Here is a 25,834-nt window from a genome sequence, read left to right on the forward strand (position 1 = left end):
CACCTTATGCTACTGAATCATCATTTGAAGAGAACATATAATCCTTCGATCGCGCAAAAATACTCTGGACAAGTCCTAACGCAACCATATTCGTTAATAAGGCACTCCCCCCATAACTAACAAACGGTAAGGCAATACCCGTAACCGGCATTAACCCAATCGTCATTCCAATATTTTGAAAAACCTGAAATGCAATCAGCGCAGAAATACCTATACAAATATATACACCGAATAAATCTGTTGATTTCAAAGCAATCGTAATAATTCGATATATTAATAAAAAGAATAGAACGATTAATACACTCGCCCCAACAAATCCGAATTCCTCACCAATCACAGCGAAGATAAAGTCTGTATGTGCCTCTGGTACTCGACCACTTTGCACTTGAAACCCTTCGTTAAATCCAGATCCTGTTAGCTGCCCTGAACCAATACCTAACAGCGCATTTTTTACTTGGTAACCAAAGCTCCCTGTGTATTCTTCTGGATTTATCCAGCTATTAATTCGACCTAATTGGTGTCTTTCAAACATTTCGGATAACAAATCTTGTCTCTGCGTAAAAATGTAGAAAAGAAAAGAAAAGACTGCTGCCATCACCGTTAAAATACATGCAATCATCTTATTACTGATCGTAGACATAAATAATAAGACTAACGCAGCTATCGCAATTAACAACGCCGTTCCTAAATCTGGCTGTTTTAATATTAGATAAAACGGTATCAGCAATATAACCGCCGTTTTCAAAACAACTGGAATACTTTGGACAAAGGTTAGTTTTTCTTTTCCGTATTTCCTTAGGACGGCAGCTAAATAGATCACGAGAAAAATTTTCATTAACTCAGACGGCTGGAAATCCATAACTTTCAAATCAATCCATCGTTGTGAACCGTTCTTAACTTCCCCGAAAAAGCGCACATAAAGAAGCAATATAATCCCAAATACATATAAATATATGGACCATTTTTCCAATAATTCGTAATCGAAATAGGCAATAGCAATCATTATACCAATACCGACGATATACCATATAAGCTGTTTCCTAGCAAAAAGGAATGACTCACCATCTGTGTATTGCCCTGTTCCACTATATACAGCAAACAGACTAATAATTAATAGTCCGACTAAAATCATAATCATCAAATAATCTATCTTGGGTTTCCTTATCATTTATCTCTCCCTCAATCATACTACTTTTTCAATAATAACCTCACCCTCTACTATACCATTAATAGATCATTAATAGATCATTAATAGATTATTAATACTCGTGTGATATGGTGAGCATACTATCAATAAAGCTTTTTTGATGTTATTCTGCTATACAGCTCACCTATCTAATTCAAATAAATTCGTTCTGAATCAAAATAAGTTGACTGTTCTATTTGTTACTTTCTTCATTAAATATTGATTTCAAACCTACCCTTAAAGATAAAGGAGTGTTGACGTATTGTCAACACTCCTTATAATAGGTAGACACTCGATTATAGAGCTATTTTAGCCGATTTAATTAATGGTATTCAGGTAGCCAATCGCCATGCTCCTCGATTAATTCATCACATAACGAGATAATATCATCTATTGATAATTCTGCTGCTGTATGAGGGTCAAGTAATGCTGCCTGATAAATCTTTTCTTTCTTTTTCGTTAACGCTGCTTCGATCGTTAATAACTGGGTATTGATATTCGTTCTGTTTAAGGCAGCCAATTGTTCTGGTAGAGCGCCAACATATGTCGGTGTGATTCCACTTGCGTCCACTAAACAAGGGACTTCCACCACCGCATTCTCTGGAAGGTTACGAATAAGCCCACCTGTATTAAGGACATTTCCTCCGATTTTAAACGGTTGATTGGTTTCCATCGCTTCTATAATGTATGAGCCATATTCATGTGTTCGTTCATGCTGTAGATTTTGATCATGAACAAGGTCATCACGCATTTTCTTCCAGCCTTCTATTTGATTGACACAACGGCGTGGATATTCATCAAGCGGAATATTATATTTTTCCACTAATTCTGGATAATGACGTTTAATAAAATAGGGATGATACTCTGCATTATGCTCAGATGATTCTGTCACATAGTAGCCGAACTTATCCATCAATTCAAAACGAACCATGTCATCATGCTTTTCCTTTTGCTTCTCTTTCGCTCGTTTCTTGATCTCTGGATAAAGATCCTCCCCATCTCTTTTAATCTCAAGCAACCATGCCATATGATTAATACCAGCAATATTCCATTGAATATTATCTTTCGGCATATCTAGTGAATCTAATAAATGATCTGCACAAACTTGTACACTATGACATAAACCAACCGTCTTAATACCTTCTTTCAACATAATGTTTGTTAATACGGCCATTGGATTTGTATAATTTAACAACCATGCATCAGGACACACTTCTTTCATATCACGTGCAAATTCTTGCATGACAGGGATTGTCCGTAAATTACGGAATATTCCACCTATCCCTAATGTATCCGCAATTGTTTGGCGCAACTCATATTTTTTAGGCACTTCAAAATCTGTTATCGTACAAGGATCATAGCCACCAACTTGAATCGCATTAATGACATACTTTGCATCTCTTAATGCTTCTTTTCTGTCACGATATGCTTTGACTGTTACATGGCTATTTACACTTTTCTTCAAATTAGTTAACATCATTTCGGAATCATTTAACCGTTCGTGGTCAATATCAAATAAAGCGAATTCAAAATCTTGTAGTGCATCAACTGTCATACAGTCTCCTAACACATTTTTGGCAAATACCGTACTACCCGCTCCAAGAAACGTAATTTTAGACATATTACTCCTCCTCACAATACGTATTAAATTGCTATTTACTAACCTCATCATAATCCGCAATTTAACCGTTTACAATCGTAAATAAAATTAATAGGAGTAATATATTGCTGTTCTTAGTCAATAAATAATTGATCTACTGGCATCATATCCTTCTGCCTCCGATATTTACTTGGCGTTTCATTTAACAACTTTTTAAACACTTTACTAAAATAATTACTAGAAGTATACCCTACTTCCCTAGCAATTTGTTCAATAGTCTTATCATTATCACGCAAAAGGTCTAAAGCACGCTGAATACGAACCTTCGTTACATATTGAATAGGTGTCTGCTGAAGAGAGGATGTAAATAGTCTCGTAAAATGATATTTGGATAACTTAGAAACTGCTACAATATCATCTAATGATAGGTCTTCCTGATAATGCGCTTCTATAAAAGAAACAGCTTTACTAATAGCTAATGGTAAATGTTTTTGCTCATGTTGTTCATACTCCAATGCATGTAGGCACTCCATCATGAAAGAATAAGCATAGCCAGATGCCTCATAACCATTGTTAATACTAGTTGTTTTTAATTTGTCTAGTATTCGTAAAATATATTGAATGGGTGTCGCTTGAATCGGGAATGCCAAAACATGCCCATATTTATCTGTTATATGATGAAAATGATGACGCACTTCCTTTCCATATATCGTCATATAAATAAACTCCCACTCTGTTGAATCTTCCGGAAGATAGTAACAATGATCACTAGGAATAAGCACAAAAAATGCTTGTCCTGCTGCTAAAGAATGCACATCATTTCCAATTCTAATAGTCCCTTTACCACTTAACGTATATTGAAAAACAATGCGCCCCTCTTCTCCTCTTTGCAACCCATCCCAACAATAAGCATGATCGGTTCTGATTTCCCTACCAATCGCATGAAGACCAGCAACCCGTTCTTGAAAATCTCCCTTCAACCGAAAACCGTATGAATAATGTTTCATGACAACCATCCCCCCACCTCGGACAATATGTGTTTATTTCCAATAGTAGCTTACATATAATGAATAAAAATCAATTTTTATTAACAAAGGAGGAAATTTCGTATGTTAATAGCTGGCTTACTAAATTAATCGGAGCAAGTTTTGAGTTTTACTTAGGTATTCCATTTGTCGGTGGTGCTTTTATTGTTTCCTTCTTCTGGCTCCCACTTATTGCAATGTTAGCATATCATATTATCACACTAACATTATCGCAAAATAACCATGCTACTATTTGGAGTCCAGTTATCGGTATTATAGCAAGTATCCTCGGCTTTATCCCTTTTTTAGGTATGGTACTTCACTGGATCGCCTTTATTTGTTTATTAATTGATGGTATTACTAACTTAGTCATAAAAGACCGAAAATAGGGCATTTACATTTGGGAGAAGTTTTTTAATGTATGATAAAGGAATTATGCCAGAAAAACATAGCTTGTGCCATCCCATTGATTGACTTCCTACCTCAAATCGCTTAAGCTTGCTTTAAGATATGAGATAATGGAGGAATTGTGGAGTATGCTACAAGCAACTAATGTAAGTTTACGTTTTGGTGATAAAAAGTTATTTGAAGACGTTAATATTAAATTCACAGCAGGAAATTGTTACGGTTTAATCGGTGCTAACGGTGCTGGTAAATCGACGTTCCTAAAAATATTATCAGGTGAAATCGAACCACAAACTGGTCATGTTTCACTAGGTAAAGATGAACGCCTTGCCGTATTAAAGCAGGACCACTTCGCTTATGAAGAACAAGAAGTGTTAAAGACAGTAATTATGGGACACAGTCGCTTATATGAAGTCATGCAAGAAAAGGATGCTATTTATGCTAAAGGTGACTTCACAGAAGAAGATGGTATGCGCGCTGCTGAGTTAGAAGGCGAATTCGCTGAGATGAACGGTTGGGAAGCAGAATCTGACGCAGCTATCCTGTTAAAAGGTCTTGGAATCGGTGAGGATCTTCATTATAAAAAAATGGCGGACTTATCAGGTTCAGAAAAAGTAAAAGTATTGCTTGCTCAAGCACTATTTGGTAATCCAGATATTTTACTATTAGATGAGCCGACTAACCACTTGGATATTCAAGCTATTCAGTGGCTAGAAGAATTTTTAATCAACTTTGAAAATACCGTAATCGTTGTTTCTCACGACCGTCACTTCCTAAACAAAGTATGTACACATATTGCGGATGTTGATTATGGAAAAATCGAAATGTATGTTGGTAACTATGACTTCTGGTATGAATCAAGCCAACTTGCTCTGCAAATGGCGAAAGATCAAAACAAGAAAAAAGAAGAAAAAATTCAAGAACTACAAAACTTTATCGCGCGATTTAGTGCTAATGCATCGAAATCAAAACAAGCTACTTCTCGTAAGAAAATGCTTGATAACATTACATTGGATGATATTAAACCTTCATCCCGTCGTTATCCGTATGTAGCATTCCAACCTGGACGCGAAATTGGAAATGATTTATTACGAGTAGAAGGCATTTCGAAAACCATTGACGGTGAGAAAGTATTAGATAATGTCAGCTTTATCTTAAATCCTAATGACAAAGTTGCGTTTGTAGGGCCTAACGAACAAGCGAAATCTGTCTTATTTGATATTCTAATGGGTGAAATGGAACCAGATGAAGGAACATTCACATGGGGTGTTACGACTTCCCAATCATACTTCCCGAAAGATAACTCTAAGTTCTTCGAGAATAATGATATGTCATTAGTTGAATGGCTTCGTCAATATTCACCTGAAGATCAGACAGAAACATTCTTACGTGGTTTCCTAGGGCGCATGCTCTTCTCTGGTGAAGAAGCATTGAAAAAAGCAAATGTCCTATCAGGTGGGGAAAAAGTGCGTTGTATGCTATCGAAAATGATGCTTTCTAACGCCAACGTATTACTACTTGATGAGCCGACTAACCACTTAGATTTAGAATCTATTACGGCTGTGAATAACGGCTTAGAGAGCTTTAAAGGATCTCTATTATTCACTTCACATGACCATCAGTTTATTAACAGTATCGCTAATCGTCTTATCGAAATTACACCAAAAGGTATTGTTGATAAAGAAATTAGTTATGATGAATATGTTGCAGACCAAAAACTTCAAAAAGAAATTCGCGAAATGTATGCATAATACACATTCAACCAGTGAGATCTATCGTCTCACTGGTTTTTTATTATCCCTAACTTTGTCTAATTGGCTGCTCTCCAATCAAAACACCTATCTTTTTTTTGGATTTTATATCTTTTCTTCCTTATTTTTATAATTAAATTTACCGTTCCATCTTTTTTGTGTATGCTTGAAAGATAGAGAGAAATGTGAGGGAGATGGTAGCAATGAATAAAGGGGTTTCGCTTTATATCACAATTGGTGAATGGATTTTCAAGATTTTATTATTGAATATATATTGGTTTATCTTTTCCTTACTAGGTTTATTTATAGCAGGCGTTTTCCCAGCCACAGCAGCATTGTTTGCGACAATTAGACAAGATATCAAATCGGAAAATGATATTAAACTCTTTCGAAACTTTATTCATTATTACAAACAAGAATTTATCAAAGCGAACATTCTCGGCTATATGTTAACTATCGCCACCCTTATTTTATTATTTAACCTACAAATTTTAGGACGATTAGATGGCTCTATCTTTATTTCAACTTTAATGGTGATGACTTATATATTACTAGCCATCATCGCACTTGTTTCTGTATTTATTTTCCCAATTTATGTACATTATCAATTCCCGGTACTTAGCTATATTAAATATTCAGCTATTATCGTTATCGGAAAACCATTACAAACAATCGCGATGCTAGGATTAATCGCTGCAACCTTTTACTTATATTATCTAGTACCAGGATTCATTCCCGCTTTAGGCGTTAGTCTATTAGCTTATATTATTATGCGAACTGCCTATTCCTTCTTTAGCGTTCCAGAACAAGCAGAACAATAATGTGAGGCTTTCTTTTTGATTAGTATATTGATTTGCTGACACTTCTTCGAGATTTCGACCCCTTTTTGTCAGCGCTCTCTCTACAACATCACTCTGCCTTTTTCATCAAAAAAGACTTCGAACATTTTGCTTAACTGTTCGAAGTCTTCCTACTCTCTTATCCTTTAACAGACCCAATCAATACACCTTTTTCAAAATACTTTTGGATAAATGGGTAAAGTACTAAAACCGGTAAAGATGATACGATTATAATCCCATATTTTACTTGATCAGCGTAACGTTGGGCGTAACCGCCACCTGTTCCACCGCTTCCAGCCCCTTCTGCAAATACTTGGTTCGATAACAAAATATCTCGTAACACAATTTGTAGTGGCTGTAAGCTATAATCCCGGATATAAATCAATCCTGTAAAGAAATCATTCCAATGATGTACTAAATAATAAAGACCGATTACAGCAGTAACTGCCTTAGACAATGGTAGTACAATCGATGTGAAGAATTTAAAATGTGAGCAACCATCCATTGTTGCTGCCTCAAACATTTCATGTGGAATATTATTTTCAAAAAATGTCCTTGTAATAATTAAGTTAAAGATATTGACCGTTACGGGGTTAAAAATAAAGACCCATGGCGTATCTAACAAACTTAAATCTCTCATTAACATATAAGTAGGAATTAACCCACCATTAAAAAACATCGTGAAAATAAAGAAAAACATTAAAAACCTTCTCGCTCTAAACTCTTGTCTTGATAACACATATGCTGCTGGTAATGTTAATAGTAAACTAACAGCCGTTCCGACAATCGCATAGAACAACGTATTTCGGTAGCCAATCCACACTCTTGAATCGGCAAATATTTGCTCATAGCCAAAGAAACTAAAACCTTTCGGCGCAAAAAGTACTTGGCCTGTTGAAACATATGTTGGATCACTGATAGATGCAATAATAATGAAATAAATTGGATATGCCACAATAAAAAAGATTAAGATACATACCGCAATAACTATTACATCAAATAGCAAATCTCCAGGTTTTTTACTTCTAATTCTATTCATTGTGATAGAAGGCATACCTATTCCTCCTTCAAGTTAATTGAAACAGACTTTACCACAGACTAATACGCGCTACCTTCTTCGCGATCGTATTGACAATAACTAACATAATAAAATTAATTAATGTGTTGAATAAACCTATCGCTGCGGCATAACTGAATTGATTGGATACAATACCTGTCTTATAAACATACGTCTCAATTACTTCTGATATCGGCAAATTGAGCGAGTTTTGCATCAAGAATATTTTTTCGAAGCCAGTACTAATAACGGATCCCATATTAAGTATTAACAAGATAATAATAGTTGGAATAATGGCTGGTATCTCAACATTTTTAATAATTTGCCACTTATTCGCGCCATCAATTTTGGCTGCATCATAAAGCTGTGGATCAACTGAAGCTAATGCCGCTAAATAAATAATACTGTTCCAACCAACATGTTGCCATACATCTGACAACACATAAATCGGGACAAAGGCATTAACAGATGCTAATAAATTCCCTTCTACTCCTAACTTCGCCAGCAGTAAACCAAGGACTCCTGTATTGGGCGAAAGCATGACATTTAATAAACCTACTAATACAACAATCGAAATGAAGTGTGGTAAGTAAACCGTCGTTTGTAAAATACGTTTACCACGCTTCCATCTTATTTGGTTTACTAAAAGTGCTAATGCAATCGGCGCTGGAAAGCCTACAACGATTGTCGTGATACTAATTAGTAACGTATTACGAATTAAATCCCAGAACAGATGACTATTCACAAATTGCTCAAAATATTTAAGACCAGCAAACTGTCCACCTGTCAAACCAGCAGTGAAATCATACTCACGAAACGCTAATTGAATTCCATACATCGGAATGTAATTAAATATAATTACACAGATGATTGCAGGTAGAATCATAAGCCACAATTGATAATCTCTTCTTAACGTATTAAAAACAGTTGCTTTTTTAACCTTAGGCAAAGCCTCTGCGTTTGTTCCTTGGGAAAAGGCCATATTATGACTCTCCTTTTATCGGGGAGATAAAAGATTCTCTTACTATCTCCCCGGCTATTTTTCTAATTTAACTGCTCTTTGTAATCATCATAATAGCGTTGGATAATCTCTATATTGGATGGTAAGCCCATTTGTTCTACCTGCTCCACATAACTATCCCACTCATTTTCAATGCCACCTGTTGTAACCCATTCACCAAATTTGGAAATAGCTATATTCATAAAGTCTGTATTTACTAAAGTCATTTGGTTGTGATCCTCTTCAGAGTATTTCAACATCATTGCCGGGAACACATCATTTTCTCGATCTAATGTTTCAAATACATCATTATATGGTGCTTGTTGTTCATCGACAGCTTGCATATCCGCAGGCAACTCCACATCTAATTGATCGGAAATAAACATCGGACCACTATCCGCCCAAGTAGAAGTCCATTTCCACGTACCTGGATCCATCTCTTCATCTTCAGGTTCTAAAATTGTATAGCTATTATCTCCATTTTTTTCAATGTTAGGCCCAAGAGAACCAAATAAAACTTGCAAACTCACTTCAGGATCATAGAGTTCATTAATAAATTTCATAGCAGCTTCTTTATTACTAGTTGCTGATGACATTTGAACGAAATTAACCCCGAAGTTTAGCTCGTTATAATCATAAGACCAAGTTACCTCACCATCATAATCACTAGAAGCTTTCATCGGATCAAACGATACATATTGGTCTGCAACACCTAAGCCAAATCGATCCGTTCTTTCCCAGCCAAAGGTATACCCTACTGTAGCAACATCTCCTTCGCCTCGAGCTAATGCTTGATATTGAGAATAGTCTTGTGTAAACGCCTCTTCATTAATTAAGCCATTTTCATATAATTTGTGTAAAAATGACACAAATTCTTTATATCGCTCATCAACAAAGAAGTTACGAACTTCCCCACCTTCTAAGAAGTAACCTTGACCACCGCCACCAGTAATCGTCATACCTAAACTACCTAATAATACGGTTGGATGGAAATATCCGAAGCCACCTTCACCAATGGGGGCAAAGTCCATTGGAATTTCATCGTTAGGATCACCACTACCATTCGCATCCTCTTCTTTAAAAGCCACTAACACATCAAACAATTCATCCCAATTAGTCGGAACATCTAAACCTAGATTATCGAGCCATTGTTTATTAATAAATTGCATGGTAGATGTTTCTGGCCAAAACTGTTGATATTTAGACAAACCATAGATTTCTCCGTCTGTTTGTGTAGATAGTACTTCTGTTTGAGGCTGCTCTTCAAACATTGCTTGAATATTTGGACCATGCTCTTCAATTAATGGTGCTAAATTTTCAAACAAACCAGGAAACTGTGCAAAATCTGCATCTGTAATAGCATTTGGACCAATAATAAGGTCTGGAATATCACCACCAGCTAGCATCGCACCTTTTTTCTGATCCCAATCAGCCGTTACCTCTTCCCATGTAATCTCCACACCTGCTCGCTCTTCTACTTCTTGTAGCCATTCCATATCTTTCAAATCTTTTGTCAGTGGGTGCTTCGTAATTAGCGCTGTCAAAGCAACTTTACCATCTTCTGTAACCTGTTGTTCGCTACTTGCATCATCATCACTACATGCCGCCAACAAAACCGTTAAACAAACAGTAATTAGTAACAATACATTCTTTTTCACCATTAACGCCCCCTCGATTCATTTTTAAAATGACAGTTCGAATAAATCATACACAGTGATCCTTATTTCTCCTGTCATCCCTCCTTCTGATTACTGATTCACTTTGCTTAGCTATATTTTAAATTGATTTGCAAACGCTCACTATAATAAATATCTTTGTCAAAGAGTAAAATATTGCGATATAACATTAACAAAAAGGTATATTGTCTTAATTATGACAGTCAGCCAATATGATTACTTCTTAACATCAAACCAGATGTCACCGCTTACATTTTGTTCATAATATAAAGTGAAACTTCAATCAGTGGGGGGATTACGGACTCATGCACCGTGATAGAAGTTTTAATCAAAGATTCGTAAACGATTTAACACTACTGCAATAGAGCTTATTTTCAGTATGCCACCTTACATTAACTGTGTGAATTCATTTTTTTACGAATACCTATCTTTTTTTTGGATTTTTGGCAGTTGCGGACTAAACATATATATAATTGTTAACAATGAATAAAATAACAACGTTTGCATAACTTCATCCTTATTAAAAATAAAACATATCCATAGATTATGCAGGCCTCTTACATAATCTGTGGATATGTTGTGAATATTTCAAAAATATTGACTTCATCTCAAGAATTGTCCACAATCATGAACAAATTCTTGATTTATTTCTGTTTTGAAATGCTTGCTGAGGTGATTAACGCACGTATTGTCTCACGATCGTTTTTATATAATGAATCAACAATCTTACTACCTACTACAACACCATCACAATGTTCCGTTAAAGAATGTACATGTTCTGGACTTGATACACCGAATCCTGCTAGAACAGGCACATTACTTTGCTCTTGTAATACTGTTAAATGTGCTCCAAGATTTTCTTGAAATGATGAACGAACACCAGTTGTTCCGGTAACCGTTACTGCATAAAGGAAACCTTCTGTACGTTTGCTAATTTCTCGTAAACGTTCTTCTGTACTTGTCAAAGCAGCAAGACGAATAAGGGCAATCTCCTCTTCTTGTAGCGTTGGGACGATAATATCCTCCTCTTCAAGTGGTAAATCCGGAATAATCAAGCCGTCCACACCAGCTTCTCTACAAGCTACAGCAAAGTTATCCACACCATATGCATGAATTGGATTCATATATGTCATCAGCACAATGGGAATAGTTCGTTTTGCTTTTCCTTCTGCTAATTTTTCTAATACAGCGGTTAATGACACACCGTTTTCTAATGCACGTAGACCCGCTTCTTGAATAACAGGACCGTCTGCAACCGGATCAGAAAAAGCAATCCCTAATTCCACAACCGTCGCCCCTGCCTCTTCTAAAAAGGCTAACTGCTCATCCAATTGCTCTAAGCCACCATCACCAGCCATTATATATGGTACAAAGGCTTTATCACCGCGTTCCAATACACTTTTAAATGCTTGTTCAATATTTGCTTTACCCATTTTGCTCACCACCTAATGCTTCTCTTACTGTTTCCACATCTTTATCCCCACGTCCTGATAAACAAATAACCATTACTTCATCTTGTGTCATCTCTTTCGCTAATTTCATTGCATATGCAATCGCATGAGAGCTTTCCAATGCGGGAATAATCCCTTCTGTTTTCGATAATTCCTGCAACCCTTCTAATGCTTCTTCATCGGTAATATCGACATAGTTAACACGGCCAATATCTCGAAGATAACTATGTTCAGGACCAACTCCAGGATAATCAAGCCCTGCTGAAATCGAATGTGCTTCTTGAATTTGACCATGCTCATCTTGTAATAAATAGGTCATTGTTCCGTGCAGAATCCCTTTTTTCCCATGGCTTAGTGTGACAGCATGCTTATCTGTATCAACACCTTTTCCACCTGCTTCAACACCGTAAAGCTTCACTTTCTCATCTTCGACAAATGGATAGAACATCCCCATCGAATTACTACCACCACCAATACATGCAACGACTGCATCTGGCAAGCGGTTTTCTTTTTCGTTGATTTGTTGCTTCGTTTCAGAACCTATCATACTTTGAAAATCACGAACGATTTGCGGAAATGGATGTGGTCCAACAACAGAACCGATAATATAATGCGTATCTTCCACATTACTTACCCAGTAACGTAATGCTTCATTAACAGCATCCTTTAACGTTCCACTACCTTGATCAACACTTTCCACTCGAGCACCTAATAGCTCCATTCGGAACACATTCAACTTCTGACGACGCACATCTTCTTTCCCCATAAAAATGACACACTTAAGTCCAAGTAAAGCACAAACCGTTGCGGTTGCTACCCCATGCTGACCTGCTCCTGTTTCTGCTACAACTTTTTTCTTTCCCATTCGTACAGTTAACAATGCTTGACCTAATGCATTATTAATTTTATGGGCACCTGTATGGTTTAAGTCTTCACGTTTTAGATAAATCTTCGGGCCGCCAAATTTCTTAGAGAATCGTTCTGCATAATATAATGGTGTTTCTCTTCCGACATAATCGTTTAAATAATAATTAAATTCATCGAGGAACGTTTTATCCTCAATTGCTTCTTTATATGCTTTTTCCAGTTCCAACACTGCTGGCATTAATGTTTCTGGTATAAATCTGCCACCATATTCCCCGTAATGTCCTGTTTCATTTGGTGCTTGATAATTCGCCATCTTTATCACCTTTCTTTGCTGCATCTACAAATGCGTTTATTTTCGCTATATCCTTTTCACCGTTTGTTTCCACACCGCTTGATACATCTACTCCAAATGGAGATACTTCCTCGATTGCTTCCGCTACATTGTCTGTATTTAAACCACCTGCAAGTAAAATCTTCTTATTTAAAAAATCATATTCTTTTGCTAGTTGCCAGTTAAATGTTTCTCCTGATCCACCACGATATTTGCCTGCTGGACTATCAAGTAAATAATACTCACAGTCATATTCTTTCAGCTTTTCCAAATCACTCGCTTCTCGCACTTCGAATGCTTTTATCACTGGTAAACCTAATTCCTGACAAAAGGTAGCTGATTCATCACCGTGTAGCTGCACATAATCTAAACCAACTGCATGGGCAATTTCCTTCATCATTTCTGCCTCTTCATTGACAAACACGCCAACCTTTTTTACGTGCTCTGGTACAACTTGAGCTAGTTCGATTGCTTTGTCTTTCGTGATTTTTCGCTTACTTTCAGCGAAAACAAATCCGATAAAATCAGCGCCTGCTGAAACAACCGCCTCAACCGCCTCTATCGTTTGCAACCCACAAATTTTCACTTGAACCATGTTCATTCTCCTAACGGTATCCGTAAATTAGCGAATGTTTCTTGTAAATTAGCAGAACGCATCATTGTCTCTCCAACTAGAATACCTCTTGCTCCAGCATTTTTTACCCGTTCTACATCTGCTGCTTTTTTCATGCCACTTTCACTAATTAACAAAATATTTGATGTATCGATTTTTTCAGCAAGCCGTTCCGTTGTTGCTAGATCGACTTCGAATGTTTTTAAATCACGATTATTCACACCGATAATTTGCGCGCCAATTCTTTTCGCAACCGCTAATTCGTCTTCATTGTGTACTTCAAACAATATTTCTAGCCCCTTATCACTAGCGTAGTGATACAATTCCGCTAGTCTTTGTTCAGGAAGTGCTGCTGCAATTAACAAAATCACATTTGCACCAGCATCATAAGCACGATCAATTTGGATTTCATAAATAATAAAATCTTTGTTTAGCACAGGAATATCAACAACTTCCCTTACTTGTTGCATATCCTCTATTGTCCCTTGAAAAAAAGGACTATCCGTTAATACCGAAATAGCACCAGCTCCACAAGCTGCATAATTACGCCCTTGTATAGCAGGGTCTACACCATCATTAATTAATCCTTTTGACGGGGAAGCACGTTTCATTTCTGCAATAACATTCATTTTCTCTGCTTTCATAAAGGTCTCATATAAAGAAACATCCACTCGTTTTCCTTTGATTTGTCCGGGACGATAATTTTCCTTTAGTTCTACTACTTCTTTCGCTTTTTCCGCTAAAATTTTTTCTAAAATAGTCATCGATTACACCTCTTGTTTTACTGCATTACTGTAAGTGATTAAGTTTTCTAATTTCATTAATGCTGCACCAGAATCAATCGACTCACGCGCCATTGCCACACCTTGTTGAACCGTTTGTGCTTTACCATTGGCAAAAATAGCTAAACCTGCATTGAATAAAACCGTATCACGATGTGGTCCTTTCTTACCTTCTAATACTTCTCGTAAAATGACCGCATTATCCTTAGCATCCCCACCACGAATTAAGTCATTATCCACAACTGGTAAACCTACTTCTTCGGGAGTTAACGTAAATTGCATAATCTCGCCGCGATCTAACAAGACAAGATGATTTTCTCCTGCTAATGATGCTTCATCCATATGACCAGCACCGTTTAATACTAATGCTCGCTTTCTCCCTAACTTGTTAAGAACATTTGCTAACGTCTCTAACGAATCTCGACGATATGTCCCAAGCAATTGTGTTGATAACTCAACCGGATTCGTTAACGGACCAATCAGATTGAAAATAGTTGGTACACCTAATTCCTTGCGTGCCTTCATCACTCGTTTCATCGCTGGATGCACATTTTGGGCGAATAAAAAGGCGATACCGTTATCTTGTAAAATTTCATTTGTTTGTTCTGTCGATAAATCTAAAGAAATACCTAGATGCTCTAGCACATCTGCACTTCCTGTTTTACTTGAGATACTTCTATTGCCGTGCTTTGCAACGGTAATTCCTGCACCAGCAATCACAAAAGCTGATGTAGTACTAATGTTAAAGCTTTGTGATCCATCTCCGCCAGTACCACAATTATCCATTGCACCAGAAATGTCTGTTGGTAGCTTTAATGTGGATTTTTCGCGAATAACATTTACGATCCCTGTTATTTCATCTGCCGTTTCGCCTTTTGTTTTCAACGCCGTTAAAAAACCACCGATCGCTATATCACTTGTATCTTCCGCAAACATTGTGCGTGCTGCTGCTTCCATTTCTTCCAATGTGAAATGTTCCTTTTCCATCGCTTTATCAATAAACTGTCTCATGCTGTCTTCTCCTTTCTAATTGCTTGAAAGAAATTATTCAATATCTTCTTCCCTCTTCCTGTTCCAATTGATTCTGGGTGAAATTGCAAACCGTAAACAGGTAAGTACGTATGTTTAATCGCCATGATCTCTTGATCATCCATTGCTGTTGCCGTAACTAATAGCTGATCAGGGATTGTTTTTTTGTCAATGACTAATGAGTGATACCGCATTACTTCTAATGGCTGTTCCAAATAATCAAAGATTTCATCGTTTTGATGATGTATTCTTGATGTTTTACCATGCTTGATTTGCCCTGCATGTGTAATGGTTGCGCCATATGCTGCACCAATTGCTTGATGTCCTAAACAAATCCCTAAAATCGGAAACTCACGTGCAAGCTGTTGGACAACATCAATGCAAATACCCGCTTGTTCAGGTGTACCGGGTCCAGGTGATAAAATAATCGCTTCAGGCTGTAACGTTCTGATTTCTTCTAATGTAATCTTGTCATTACGGACAACTTTTACACCCTTCCCAAGTTCTGAAATGTATTGAAACAAGTTATAAGTAAAGGAATCGTAATTATCAATTAATAGCATCATTTTTTACTTACCTCCAATAGCGACTTCGCCTTATTCAATGTTTCTTGATATTCGGATTGTGGATCCGAATCATAGACAATTCCTGCTCCGGCTTGCACATATGCCTGACTTCCTTTAATCACCATCGTTCGAATCGCTAGCGCTAAATCGACATTACCATTCATATTGATATAGCCGACAGCTCCGGCATAAACACCACGTTTTTTGTTTTCTAGCTGATTGATGATTTGCATCGCACGAATCTTCGGTGCTCCTGATACGGTTCCAGCAGGTAATGTAGATATTAGTGCATCTATCCCTGTATAATTGGCTGTTAATTCTCCGTGAACTTCTGACACAATGTGCATAACATGTTGATAACGTTCAATCGTCATATATTTAGGTATCGTAATCGAACCAATCTCACAAACGCGCCCAAGATCATTACGGCTTAAATCGACTAACATTTTGTGTTCCGCTAATTCTTTTTGATCAGCTAATAATTCTGTTGCTAGTTGTTGATCCTCTACATCTGTTTTACCTCTTGGCCTAGTCCCTGCAATTGGATTCGTTACGACCTTTTGTCCGGTTGTCTTGATTAAACTCTCCGGTGATGCACCAAGTACGATATAATCATCAAAATCGATGAAATACATATATGGCGATGGGTTTGCTACTCGTAAGCGTCGATAAAAGGTAAACGGCTCTGCGTCAAAGCTTGCCTTCATTCGCTGAGATAATACTACCTGAAAAATATCACCGTCTACGATATGTTGCTTCGCTGTTTCCACCATTTCGAGAAATGTATCTTTTTCGATGGATGGTTCGAAACTGACTAACAGCTCTTCATCTGGTGTTAATGGTTCAGGTGTCAAAATCTGATCTTGCAATTGAGCTAAGCTAGCTGTTAATTGTTCCTCATCTCTCGTTCCATCTAAATCAATCGCCATCACCGTAACCTTTTGCTTCATATGGTCAAAAACCATCACGTCTTGGTAGAACATCATGTGAACATCAGGCATGTCGATTTCATCTTCTAATAGTTCACCAATGTATTCATATTGCCTAATAGCATCATAGCCAATGTATCCAATCGCTCCACCGTAAAAAACAAATGGCAATGGAAGCTCTTCATTTGGAATATGACTTTTTAGCACTTCTAATGGTTGCTGCTTGATTACTTCCGTTGTTTCATTCGTATGATCAATAACCGTCGTTTCTTCCGCTGATCCAATCATTTCTTTATATGGATCAAGGCCAATAAAAGAAAAACGTCCTTTATCATCATGGCTACCTGAGCTTTCTAGTAAGAACTTTTTCTTTCCATTGATTCGATTGAAAATAGAGATAGGGGTAATCGTATCTCCGTTCAGTTCCGTACTTTTATAATTCACCATCTCACTCGACTCCTTTTTAACTATTAAAAAACCGCCCTTACACAAACGTCATTTGTTTGCATAAGGACGGTCAAAATACCGCGGTGCCACCTTTTGTTGAGGACTAGGATTTTTTAGTCCTCCACTCCATATCCGATAACGGGGATTAGTCGTTGCTTTGTACTATTATTTCTAAAGCACTCTCGAAGGTCCATTCCAACATTCCGTATATGCCGATCTCTCACCACCGCCGGCTCTCTGTAATACAGGGGGAATATTGTACATTTCCTTCTCATCAATTTGTTAGCTTATCATTTTACTGGACACTTTAAGACATTTTCTGGACACTATTCACATGTTGACTAAACAAAAAGGGTTCCCTCATCCGAAAAAGGACGAGGAAACCCGTGGTACCACCTTTATTAGTTGTATAAAACAACTCACTTGATTAGCGTCTCATGAACGCTTACCCCTTTGCAACGAGTGGGTATCTCGCCAAAGCCTACTAGAAATATCGTTCGGTTTGGGGCTCAGAAGTCCATTCACTTACCTTGCACGCTGATTCACACCACCCATCAGCTCTCTTTAGTGCTTAAAGTTAAGCTACTTCTCTTCATCAATGCCATCACGTTTTTAAATGTTGATACTATCATAGTACGCTTACTTCTGTTTGTCAATAACTCAACATCATTTTTTCTGAAAATTTACACAACATTAAAATTCAATAATTTCTTCTTCGATTCTTTCGCCAAGATGTCTACCTGGTTGATCAACCTTTACCAAAATCCGATCACCCGCTTGAAGTGAAATAGCTTGTTTCTCCTCATGATCTGATGTTAACAGATGAACACTATCCGCTTTTTGCAATGTAGCAGATAATTCGGTATCACCAACTTTCGCTACGATTCTCATAAGTGGTCTCTTTTCTATTTTTACTCGACCAATTGCAAGTTGATGCGTTTCTCCTTTTTCATTATAAATCGGGAGCATGTCGCCAGGTTTTAGCTCTGCTAAGTAAGCAGTCGTTTCCTCTTCTTTTACAACATAATGATGAATCGCACCACTATTTATGCGAAAACTTCTAGCAGGATATGTATCTGTTGTACGGTTCTCACCTAAAATAAAAAAGTAGCCATGGCCTGTATTTCCTAACAAAATCCCTTCTGTCGGCTGAAGCTGATCAACCAAATCTAAACAAACACGTGCACCTTCACCAATTTCTTCTACCTTTACTACCTCTGCTTCTTGTAGATGATTTACCACAATCTTTTCCCTCATTTTCCATAGAATTTATCACGGTGTAAACGTCCGTAAAAACCCCCACTTCAAGGTTCGAGTGAAAACGTGAAAGCTAAGTGGGAGATAAACGGCCGCTAACTCCCTGATAATTTTCGCTAACAATCAGCGGGAGCAAAAAACTCCCACTGATTGAAGCCTCACTTTATACAGTCTTCTTATAAAATATGATATAGAATTATGATCTCATTTACAAATAAGGAGGGGAACAAATGCGAAAATGGTTAGTAGCATTATTCCTTTTATTAATCATCACTTTTGGCATACTAGGAATTAGCATAGACGAACAAGCTTTGAATAAGGAACATACATTAACACTAGAGCAGAAATGAGGCTCAGTCTGATCTTTACATTGTCATTATGGACGTTTGCACCGCGAGAAAAAGAAATGCTAAGTAGTTTTCTATTTCTTCAATTGTTTTGAATTCATCTTTCTTTTCAATCATTGCTTCTAATGTAGGGATATCTTGTACTTTTACTTTTTCTTGTAATCGGATGGTAGTGTGAAATACATTAATATGCACTTAGCACGTTCCGTCATATAAATGTAGCTACTATATATTCAGTTTCTCGGATTGTCTTAAAAAAATCCTTTTTGTGGATTAACTATTTGACAACTTATTCCAAAGTTTGAATTTTTATTAATAAATTGTTAATCTATATTTAGGTGGAAAGGATTGGAAGGTAGATTGAAAGATCACTCCCTTTTGTTAATTTCAATGTATAGTAATGTTTATTATGCTGACACTTATTTTGTGTATCAAAGTTTATGGTAAGACCAGCATTCCTATTTGGAGATCAAATAGGATAGTGCATAAAATTTACTTCTATGCGTGTGCATTAATGTGTGTATTTAGTTATAGTATTCTTATAATAAACATTTTAGATACCTAAAATGTTTATACAACTAAATAGAGTGAGGGGTTTTATGCTAGAAAAGCGAATGAATGGGATTTTTCAAACATTAGATCAAATAAACTACGCATTGTTACATCACTACGATGAAGTGCTTGAACATAAATTAACACCAAGGCAGTCTTTAATTATCGAGCATGTCCAGCAGCATAATACATTAACAGTCAGTGAACTGACTGAAAAGATGAATGTGACTGCAAGTGCAGTTAGCCAGTTGTTAAGTAAATTAGAGAAAGAGCATTATATCGAGAGAGCCATTAATCCTAACTCAAGACGTGAAATTGTCGTAACACTTGGCTTGAAGGGTAAAGAACTTTATGAATTATATGCAAAAGTAGATGAGCAAATTGTATCAACATACTATGCTAAACTAGATGACGAAGTAATTAGTCAATTGGAACAGGCAGTAAACAAGATCTATAAGATCATTTTGGAAGAACAAATGAAAGCAAAAGGAGAGTAGTGCCCATGAATTGGATTTATTTAGTTATTGTTTTTACTATTTGTATACCAGGCATTTATTTTATGTATCAGTCGGAAAAAATACATATAAAAGAGGATGATGTGACAGATGGGCAACGATTAATTGCACATGGCTTAACAGCACTTGTATTTTCAGCGATGGGTGCTTATTTTGTTCCTAAGATTCATGTTGTTCAACAAATAGAAATTAGTCAAATTCTATTATATGGTTTAGGTCTAGGTGTTATCTGTTCTCTTAGCCATTTGTTGTTTTATTATATGTATTTAGTGCCAAGATTAACAAAAACAGATTATATGGAAATTGAAACGCATTATGTAAATACAGGTATTTTAAGTCGTGTATTTTATGGCGGAGTTGTAGAAGAAGTTATGTTTCGATGGGGCTTGCTTAGCTTATTTATTTGGTTGTTTCAATTAATGAGTATGGGTGATCGTGTTAGTACATTGTTTGCAATTTCCATTTCAAGTGTCTTATTTGCCGTTGTTCATTTACCATCTATTAAACTTGTTGCCTCGCAACCAAAACCTCTTATGTATGTGTATACGATTATTGGTAACATTTGGGTTGGTTTTTTCGCTGGGGTAGCCTTCATTCAAGGGGGATTATTAGCAGCTATATTTGTCCATATGCTTTTCCATTTAATGTGGTGGCCAATTCAAAATCGTGAATATGTTAAGTTGCATAGTAAATAAAGGTAAAACAAACTAAGAAACAAAAAATCACCCAGACGTTAAAACAAGAAAGGCAATGGTATAGATGGATTTGCTCAACCTGCCTAATCTCAAAGTAAAGGACATGAAGGAATTTGAAGACAATTATTGTTTTTTGGTGGTACCAACAGTCCATCTCCTTCGCATTGTCCTAAATGTGGCACAGTGCTTAACCTCTACAAACATGGTATGAAAGAACAGTTATTCTTTGATTTACCTATGCACGCTAAACGTGTAGGTTTAACCATTAAGCGACAACGATATAAATGTCGTGAGTATGAAGGAACCTTCTTTGAAGAGCTTCCTGACATTGATAAAGTTGAACTTGTAGCAATGCATATGTGGAGACCTTACAAAGACGCAGTTAATATGGTGATTCCACATGCTAAAATCATTATTGATCAATTCCATGTTGTCAAATTGGCTAATGAATCCTTGGAAAAGATACGTAAAGCGAATCGTGAAAAGGTATCCGCCAAAGAGCGCAGACAACTTATGAGAGACCATTATGTTCTTCTAACGAAACGTAGAGACCTTAACGATTTCGATGATCAAATAAAATTACAAGTAGTGCTTTACTCCCTTCTGGATAAAATGTTCTTCCACATAGCTTATTATATCATGATACCGCTTGATATCGCTCTTTTGTAAGAGGTAACTGCGCATGATTAAAAAAGTCTCTAAATACTCAATTCCAGTCAAACAAATAAGAGTAGCACAAACCTTCTTTTGTCTGTGCTACTCATCTCCATTCTTACTTCCTCTTCAAATCTACCAATTCATCTACTTTAACTGCTTGACCTGTTGCTAATGATTGATTTCCTGCAATCCCTGTCAGGATGGAAATCGCGCCATCAATATGTGATGCTGCACGATTGAATTCATCTTCCTTCGGTATACCGAATAAATCATTAAGCAATTCTGGGTCACCACCACCATGGCCACCTTCTTTTTCTTCTACTTCTACTTCATAAGGTTCACCAAACATTGGTAACACACGAATCATTTTTTCATCTAATTTTCCTTCATCACTCTTGTTACCACCTGAATTGATATATGATTGCTCACGCACTTGTACTTCAATCCGACCTTTCGTACCATTAAAGGCAATCTGGAAGCCTTCCCATGGTAAATAGGCATTCAACGAATACGTTAAAATTGCTTTATTTTTGTATGTCACATTCACACCTAAAGTATCTTCAATATTGATACCATCCCCGAATACACTTTGGTCACGGTGGTAACCATCTTCTTTTTCTGCCTCTAAATACATTGCTTTTAAATGATCATTCGATTCTAAATCAATAGCAAATGGATCAGCTTTGGCATATTCACTGCCATGTGCACGCTCATAAAACCTTGTTACACCACGCTCTTCTGCATTTTCTTTTCCATAAAAATGTAATCCGCCTGTCGCATACACGACATCTGGCTCTGTATCTAACCAAAAGTTCACTAAGTCAAAATGATGGGTAGATTTGTGCACAAGTAATCCACCGCTATTGCGTTTATCACGGTGCCAGCGACGGAAATAATCAGCGCCATGTTGCGTATCTAACGCCCATTCAAAGTGAACAGAATTCACTTTACCAATAACATCGTCACGAATAAGCTCGCGAATCTTCGTATTATGTGGTGCATAACGATAATTAAATGTTACGCGAACATTTTGCCCTGTTCGTTCAATCGCATCAATAATTGCTTGCGTTTTCTCCGCGTCCACTGTCATTGGTTTTTCTGTAATGACATCACAGCCTAATTCCAACGCACGAATGATATAACGATGATGTGTTCTATCTACTGAAGTAACAATGACAATATCAGGTTTTTCTGTTTCGATCATTTCATCAAATCGCTCTTGCGTATACGTGTTGATTTCCTCTACACCATATTTATCTGTTAATAATTTATTCGCGTAATTTAGTCTTGTTTGATTACTATCGCAAAAAGCAACTAACTCACACGTTTCTTGAAAATCTCGCACCATCGCACCATAAAAAAACTCTGCACGTCCCCCAGTTCCAACTAGAACATATTTCCTCGTCACATCAAACACTCCCAATAATATTTTTGTAATCGTTTGCACAAAACGAAATAACAACGTTGTTAAAATTATAAAATATCTATTTAAAAATAGCAACTCATAATCTGTGATTTCTTTTAAGTGTTTTTGAGTTTATTTGTTTTAATTGGCTAAAAAAACTCTCTCGATATAATTCGAGAGAGCTTTCTATCCTACTATTAATCTAAAATGGTGACATCTACCGTACGTACTCCCCAATTAGTTGCATCGGATGCAGTTGGTACGTGAATGTCAATTTTGTTACCTTTAATCGCTCCACCAGTATCTCCTGCAATTGCTTCCCCGTAACCTTCCACATATACTCTAGAGCCAAGTGGAATAACACTAGGGTCAACAGCAATTACCTTCATATTGCGATCTTCATTTAAGTCGATTCCTGTTGCAGTAACTCCTGAACAACCGGCACAGTCTGCTGTATAAGCTGTAGCAGTTACGGTTAATGTTTCACCGTTATGGTCAGAAGAACTTTCCGTTGACGCTGTATCTTGTTTTTCTACGACAGGTTCAGAAGCTTCAGGTGTTTCTTCCTTACTTTGCTCTTGCTTCACTTCTTTTTTCTCTGTCTGCTCACTTGTTTGTTGTTTCTCTGTTTGTTCTTTTGACTCGCTTGCTTTGTTTGTTTCTTGTTGTATTTCAGACTTGTTAAGTTCTTTAATCGTTAATTCTTCATCTACAAGAATTAAATTTGTTTCGAGGTTGTTCCATTCTTTCAAATCGTCCACTGTTACATCATGTTCAGAAGCGATTCTACTTAATGTATCTCCTCTTTCTACTGTATAAGTAATCTCTTTATCTATTTCTAACATTTGATTTGGGAAAATCAAGTCTGAATCTAGCTCGTTCATTTCCTTTAACTCTGCAACAGTTGTATTATGTTCTTGTGCGATTTCCCACAAGTTATCTCCTGATACTACTTCATATTCTGCTGCTGAAACTGGTAGCACGATAAAAAATGTAGTTGCAACAAAACCTACTGACACTAAAAATTTCCGCATCATTGTTGCCTCCTTTCAAAGTTGACAAGCATCACTATATCACAGCGATCATCCTTTGTGGTTACAGTGAATTTAAGAGTCTGTAACAAACATTACTTTATTACAAACGCTTGTCACATTTGTCATTATGGGGCAACAATCATAGATTTTATACATCATTACGTAACATTTTCTAACTATATGCTATATTTGTAATCTAATAATTATTTGAAAACACGGAAATGTTTTGTGAAATCTGGTATCAATTCCGCCTTCTTCAATAGGTCATCCGCAATTAATTCTGTCATGTCAACGGCAATATCTTTGACTACTTCTTTATCTTTAAACATATGGTAGTTACCACCACCACTTGCGCGATAGTTATTCATTACTACTCGGAATTCTTGGTCTAAATCCAGAGGTTGTCCCTCATATTCTAGTACTACTACTCTTTCGCCAATTGGTTTTGATACATTGATTTCGTAATAAACACCTTGCCACATATCATAGTTATATGGTTGGGGCTTCGGTTGTAAGAAAGATGGATTAACACCTATTTCATCACCTTCTAACGCAAAATAGCTAGCCGACCTTTCTAATGCGGCTTTTACATCATGACCAGTAATGTTTAAAACTTTTAACGTATTCGGGTAAATATAGTTTGAAACAATATCTCTCATCGTAATTTGTTCGCCGAATCCTGGAGATGTATCATTAAATAACGCTGTCCCAGACAGGTCAGCACCTGAAACATCTAATTGTAATTGATTGATATAATTAATAAATGGATGACCATTTAATCTAACATCCATTCCATCTGATATCGTCATATCACCTTTGACATTCGTCATTACTTGGTCTAAAAATTCTTGCACTGCTTTTTCCTCTTCTTTTAGGGAGTCTATTACTTGCTCATCTGCCTTCGTCTCATCGTCCACATAGTGTAAAGTAGAGGTAATAGATTCTACTTTTTCTCCAATAGACAACGTTACTTCTGCGACTGCTTGCCCATTATTACCTGGTTGAACGACTGTCACACCATTAATTTCTTCTGATAAAAAGCGGTGTTGGTGACCCGTAATTAAAATGTCTATTCCGTCTACTTCTTGGCAAATTTGATAGCCTTGATTTTCACCTGTTAAATCTTCAGTTGGTTCACCAGTTTGCGGGTCACGCTCTAATCCCCCATGATAGCATACTACCATCACATCTGGTGCTTCCGTTTCACGTATTTTCGCAACCCACTTTTTAGCTGATTCACAAGCATCCTCAAAACGTAATTGTTCAATATGCTTTGGCTCTTCCCAATTAGGAATGTAATGTGTCGTTAATCCTAATATCGCCATTCTAATACCAGCTATTTCTTTTATTACGTAGGGTTTACCGAAGTATGGCTCAGTCGTTCTCTCATCTATTATATTAGCTGACAAAAAAGGATACTCAGCAGCGTCCACTGCTTTTTGTAAATAGTCTGATCCATAGTTAAATTCATGATTCCCAAGTACTGCAAGATCATATTTTAATTGATTAGCTACTTTAATAACAGGACTCGCTTGATCCCCTTGTTTTTTGGCAAAATAATATGTAGCAGGACTTCCTTGAATAAAATCACCATTGTCGATTAAGATCGTATGGTTTTTCTCTCTTATATGTTGAATAATAGAGGCAGCTTTGGCTAATCCAATATTCACCTCTTGATGATCACGATAAGTAGTAGGCATAATATAACCGTGAACATCACTTGTTACACATATCGACACTTTTTCCATTCTAAACCCTCCTAGAAACATCTATTTCTATTATAGCGTTTTCTACTTCTATTTGGGTAAATCTTTACAA

General features: G+C 36.7%; 24 protein-coding genes and 2 other annotated features. Of the genes, 6 read left to right on the forward strand and 18 right to left on the reverse strand.

The window, feature by feature from the left end; genetic code table 11:
* Positions 1-4: 4 nt before the first annotated feature.
* The 3 genes from rodA to SH601_RS03785 form a co-directional block, all read right to left on the reverse strand.
* A complete protein-coding gene (gene rodA / locus SH601_RS03775; RefSeq protein ID WP_319956914.1) occupies positions 5-1,168 on the reverse strand; it encodes a rod shape-determining protein RodA in 1,164 nt (387 codons plus the stop codon).
* Positions 1,169-1,508: 340 nt separating this feature from the next.
* Positions 1,509-2,807 carry an alpha-glucosidase/alpha-galactosidase gene (melA, locus tag SH601_RS03780; RefSeq protein ID WP_319956915.1) on the reverse strand — a complete coding sequence of 433 codons (1,299 nt, stop codon included), beginning with the start codon at positions 2,805-2,807 and terminating at the stop codon, positions 1,509-1,511.
* A gap of 113 nt (positions 2,808-2,920) precedes the next feature.
* On the reverse strand, positions 2,921-3,793 hold the full coding sequence (locus tag SH601_RS03785) for an AraC family transcriptional regulator (protein WP_319956916.1): 873 nt from the start codon (positions 3,791-3,793) through the stop codon (positions 2,921-2,923).
* 59 nt (positions 3,794-3,852) lie between these two features.
* Between SH601_RS03785 and SH601_RS03790 the strand changes: the two genes are divergently transcribed.
* The 3 genes from SH601_RS03790 to SH601_RS03800 all read left to right on the forward strand — a co-directional run bounded on the left by SH601_RS03790 (position 3,853) and on the right by SH601_RS03800 (position 6,788).
* Entirely contained in the window at positions 3,853-4,200 is a 348-nt protein-coding gene (locus SH601_RS03790; RefSeq protein ID WP_319956917.1) for a hypothetical protein, read from the forward strand.
* A 147-nt stretch (positions 4,201-4,347) separates the two neighbouring features.
* On the forward strand, positions 4,348-5,967 hold the full coding sequence (locus SH601_RS03795) for an ABC-F family ATP-binding cassette domain-containing protein (RefSeq protein WP_319956918.1): 1,620 nt from the start codon (positions 4,348-4,350) through the stop codon (positions 5,965-5,967).
* A 203-nt stretch (positions 5,968-6,170) separates the two neighbouring features.
* On the forward strand, positions 6,171-6,788 hold the full coding sequence (locus SH601_RS03800; protein ID WP_319956919.1) for a YesL family protein: 618 nt from the start codon (positions 6,171-6,173) through the stop codon (positions 6,786-6,788).
* A 157-nt stretch (positions 6,789-6,945) separates the two neighbouring features.
* Here the strand turns inward: SH601_RS03800 and SH601_RS03805 are convergent, their stop codons facing one another.
* From SH601_RS03805 to SH601_RS03860, 12 genes are all read right to left on the reverse strand, one after another.
* Positions 6,946-7,860: a carbohydrate ABC transporter permease gene (locus SH601_RS03805; RefSeq protein ID WP_319956920.1), complete on the reverse strand. Its 915-nt coding sequence runs from the start codon at positions 7,858-7,860 to the stop codon at positions 6,946-6,948.
* 34 nt (positions 7,861-7,894) lie between these two features.
* Positions 7,895-8,845, reverse strand: coding sequence for an ABC transporter permease (locus SH601_RS03810; protein WP_319956921.1), 951 nt, complete (start codon positions 8,843-8,845; stop codon positions 7,895-7,897).
* A 62-nt stretch (positions 8,846-8,907) separates the two neighbouring features.
* On the reverse strand, positions 8,908-10,524 hold the full coding sequence (locus SH601_RS03815) for an extracellular solute-binding protein (protein WP_319956922.1): 1,617 nt from the start codon (positions 10,522-10,524) through the stop codon (positions 8,908-8,910).
* 659 nt (positions 10,525-11,183) lie between these two features.
* Entirely contained in the window at positions 11,184-11,972 is a 789-nt protein-coding gene (gene trpA, locus SH601_RS03820; RefSeq protein WP_319956923.1) for a tryptophan synthase subunit alpha, read from the reverse strand.
* Positions 11,965-13,170, reverse strand: a complete 1,206-nt coding sequence (gene trpB, locus SH601_RS03825) for a tryptophan synthase subunit beta (RefSeq protein ID WP_319956924.1) — start codon at positions 13,168-13,170, stop codon at positions 11,965-11,967. The genes trpA and trpB overlap by 8 nt, the downstream gene beginning before the upstream one ends.
* Positions 13,145-13,783 carry a phosphoribosylanthranilate isomerase gene (locus SH601_RS03830; RefSeq protein ID WP_319956925.1) on the reverse strand — a complete coding sequence of 213 codons (639 nt, stop codon included), beginning with the start codon at positions 13,781-13,783 and terminating at the stop codon, positions 13,145-13,147. The genes trpB and SH601_RS03830 overlap by 26 nt, the downstream gene beginning before the upstream one ends.
* A gap of 2 nt (positions 13,784-13,785) precedes the next feature.
* Positions 13,786-14,565 (reverse strand): indole-3-glycerol phosphate synthase TrpC, encoded by a 780-nt coding sequence (gene trpC, locus SH601_RS03835; RefSeq protein WP_319956926.1) that lies wholly within the window; start codon positions 14,563-14,565, stop codon positions 13,786-13,788.
* A 3-nt stretch (positions 14,566-14,568) separates the two neighbouring features.
* Complete coding sequence (gene trpD, locus SH601_RS03840) at positions 14,569-15,594, reverse strand: anthranilate phosphoribosyltransferase (protein ID WP_319956927.1); 1,026 nt, start codon at positions 15,592-15,594, stop codon at positions 14,569-14,571.
* Positions 15,591-16,178 (reverse strand): anthranilate synthase component II, encoded by a 588-nt coding sequence (locus SH601_RS03845; RefSeq protein WP_319956928.1) that lies wholly within the window; start codon positions 16,176-16,178, stop codon positions 15,591-15,593. Before SH601_RS03845 ends, trpD begins: the two co-directional genes overlap by 4 nt.
* Complete coding sequence (trpE, locus tag SH601_RS03850; RefSeq protein WP_319956929.1) at positions 16,175-17,554, reverse strand: anthranilate synthase component I; 1,380 nt, start codon at positions 17,552-17,554, stop codon at positions 16,175-16,177. Before trpE ends, SH601_RS03845 begins: the two co-directional genes overlap by 4 nt.
* A 59-nt stretch (positions 17,555-17,613) precedes the next feature.
* Positions 17,614-17,838 (reverse strand) — a binding site (T-box leader).
* Positions 17,839-17,921: 83 nt separating this feature from the next.
* Positions 17,922-18,162: a binding site (T-box leader), on the reverse strand.
* Between the two features lie 85 nt (positions 18,163-18,247).
* Positions 18,248-18,796, reverse strand: a complete 549-nt coding sequence (locus tag SH601_RS03855; RefSeq protein ID WP_319956930.1) for a 3-dehydroquinate synthase II domain-containing protein — start codon at positions 18,794-18,796, stop codon at positions 18,248-18,250.
* A 380-nt stretch (positions 18,797-19,176) separates the two neighbouring features.
* Positions 19,177-19,353: a hypothetical protein gene (locus tag SH601_RS03860; RefSeq protein ID WP_319956931.1), complete on the reverse strand. Its 177-nt coding sequence runs from the start codon at positions 19,351-19,353 to the stop codon at positions 19,177-19,179.
* 404 nt (positions 19,354-19,757) lie between these two features.
* Between SH601_RS03860 and SH601_RS03865 the strand changes: the two genes are divergently transcribed.
* The 3 genes from SH601_RS03865 to SH601_RS03875 all read left to right on the forward strand — a co-directional run bounded on the left by SH601_RS03865 (position 19,758) and on the right by SH601_RS03875 (position 21,589).
* On the forward strand, positions 19,758-20,207 hold the full coding sequence (locus SH601_RS03865) for a MarR family winged helix-turn-helix transcriptional regulator (protein ID WP_319956932.1): 450 nt from the start codon (positions 19,758-19,760) through the stop codon (positions 20,205-20,207).
* Between the two features lie 5 nt (positions 20,208-20,212).
* Positions 20,213-20,920 carry a CPBP family intramembrane glutamic endopeptidase gene (locus SH601_RS03870; RefSeq protein ID WP_319956933.1) on the forward strand — a complete coding sequence of 236 codons (708 nt, stop codon included), beginning with the start codon at positions 20,213-20,215 and terminating at the stop codon, positions 20,918-20,920.
* A 126-nt stretch (positions 20,921-21,046) separates the two neighbouring features.
* Positions 21,047-21,589 carry a transposase gene (locus SH601_RS03875; RefSeq protein ID WP_425323693.1) on the forward strand — a complete coding sequence of 181 codons (543 nt, stop codon included), beginning with the start codon at positions 21,047-21,049 and terminating at the stop codon, positions 21,587-21,589.
* Between the two features lie 103 nt (positions 21,590-21,692).
* Here the strand turns inward: SH601_RS03875 and SH601_RS03880 are convergent, their stop codons facing one another.
* From SH601_RS03880 to SH601_RS03890, 3 genes are all read right to left on the reverse strand, one after another.
* The gene (locus SH601_RS03880; RefSeq protein ID WP_319956935.1) at positions 21,693-22,985 is read right to left on the reverse strand and encodes a Gfo/Idh/MocA family protein; all 1,293 of its coding nucleotides are present in this window, start codon (positions 22,983-22,985) and stop codon (positions 21,693-21,695) included.
* 194 nt (positions 22,986-23,179) lie between these two features.
* A complete protein-coding gene (locus SH601_RS03885) occupies positions 23,180-24,016 on the reverse strand; it encodes a LysM peptidoglycan-binding and 3D domain-containing protein (RefSeq protein WP_319956936.1) in 837 nt (278 codons plus the stop codon).
* 203 nt (positions 24,017-24,219) lie between these two features.
* Positions 24,220-25,764 carry a bifunctional metallophosphatase/5'-nucleotidase gene (locus SH601_RS03890; protein ID WP_319956937.1) on the reverse strand — a complete coding sequence of 515 codons (1,545 nt, stop codon included), beginning with the start codon at positions 25,762-25,764 and terminating at the stop codon, positions 24,220-24,222.
* Between the last annotated feature and the right edge of the window lie 70 nt (positions 25,765-25,834).

Source organism: Gracilibacillus pellucidus, from assembly GCF_033949965.1.
GTDB lineage: Bacteria > Bacillota > Bacilli > Bacillales > Amphibacillaceae > Gracilibacillus > Gracilibacillus pellucidus.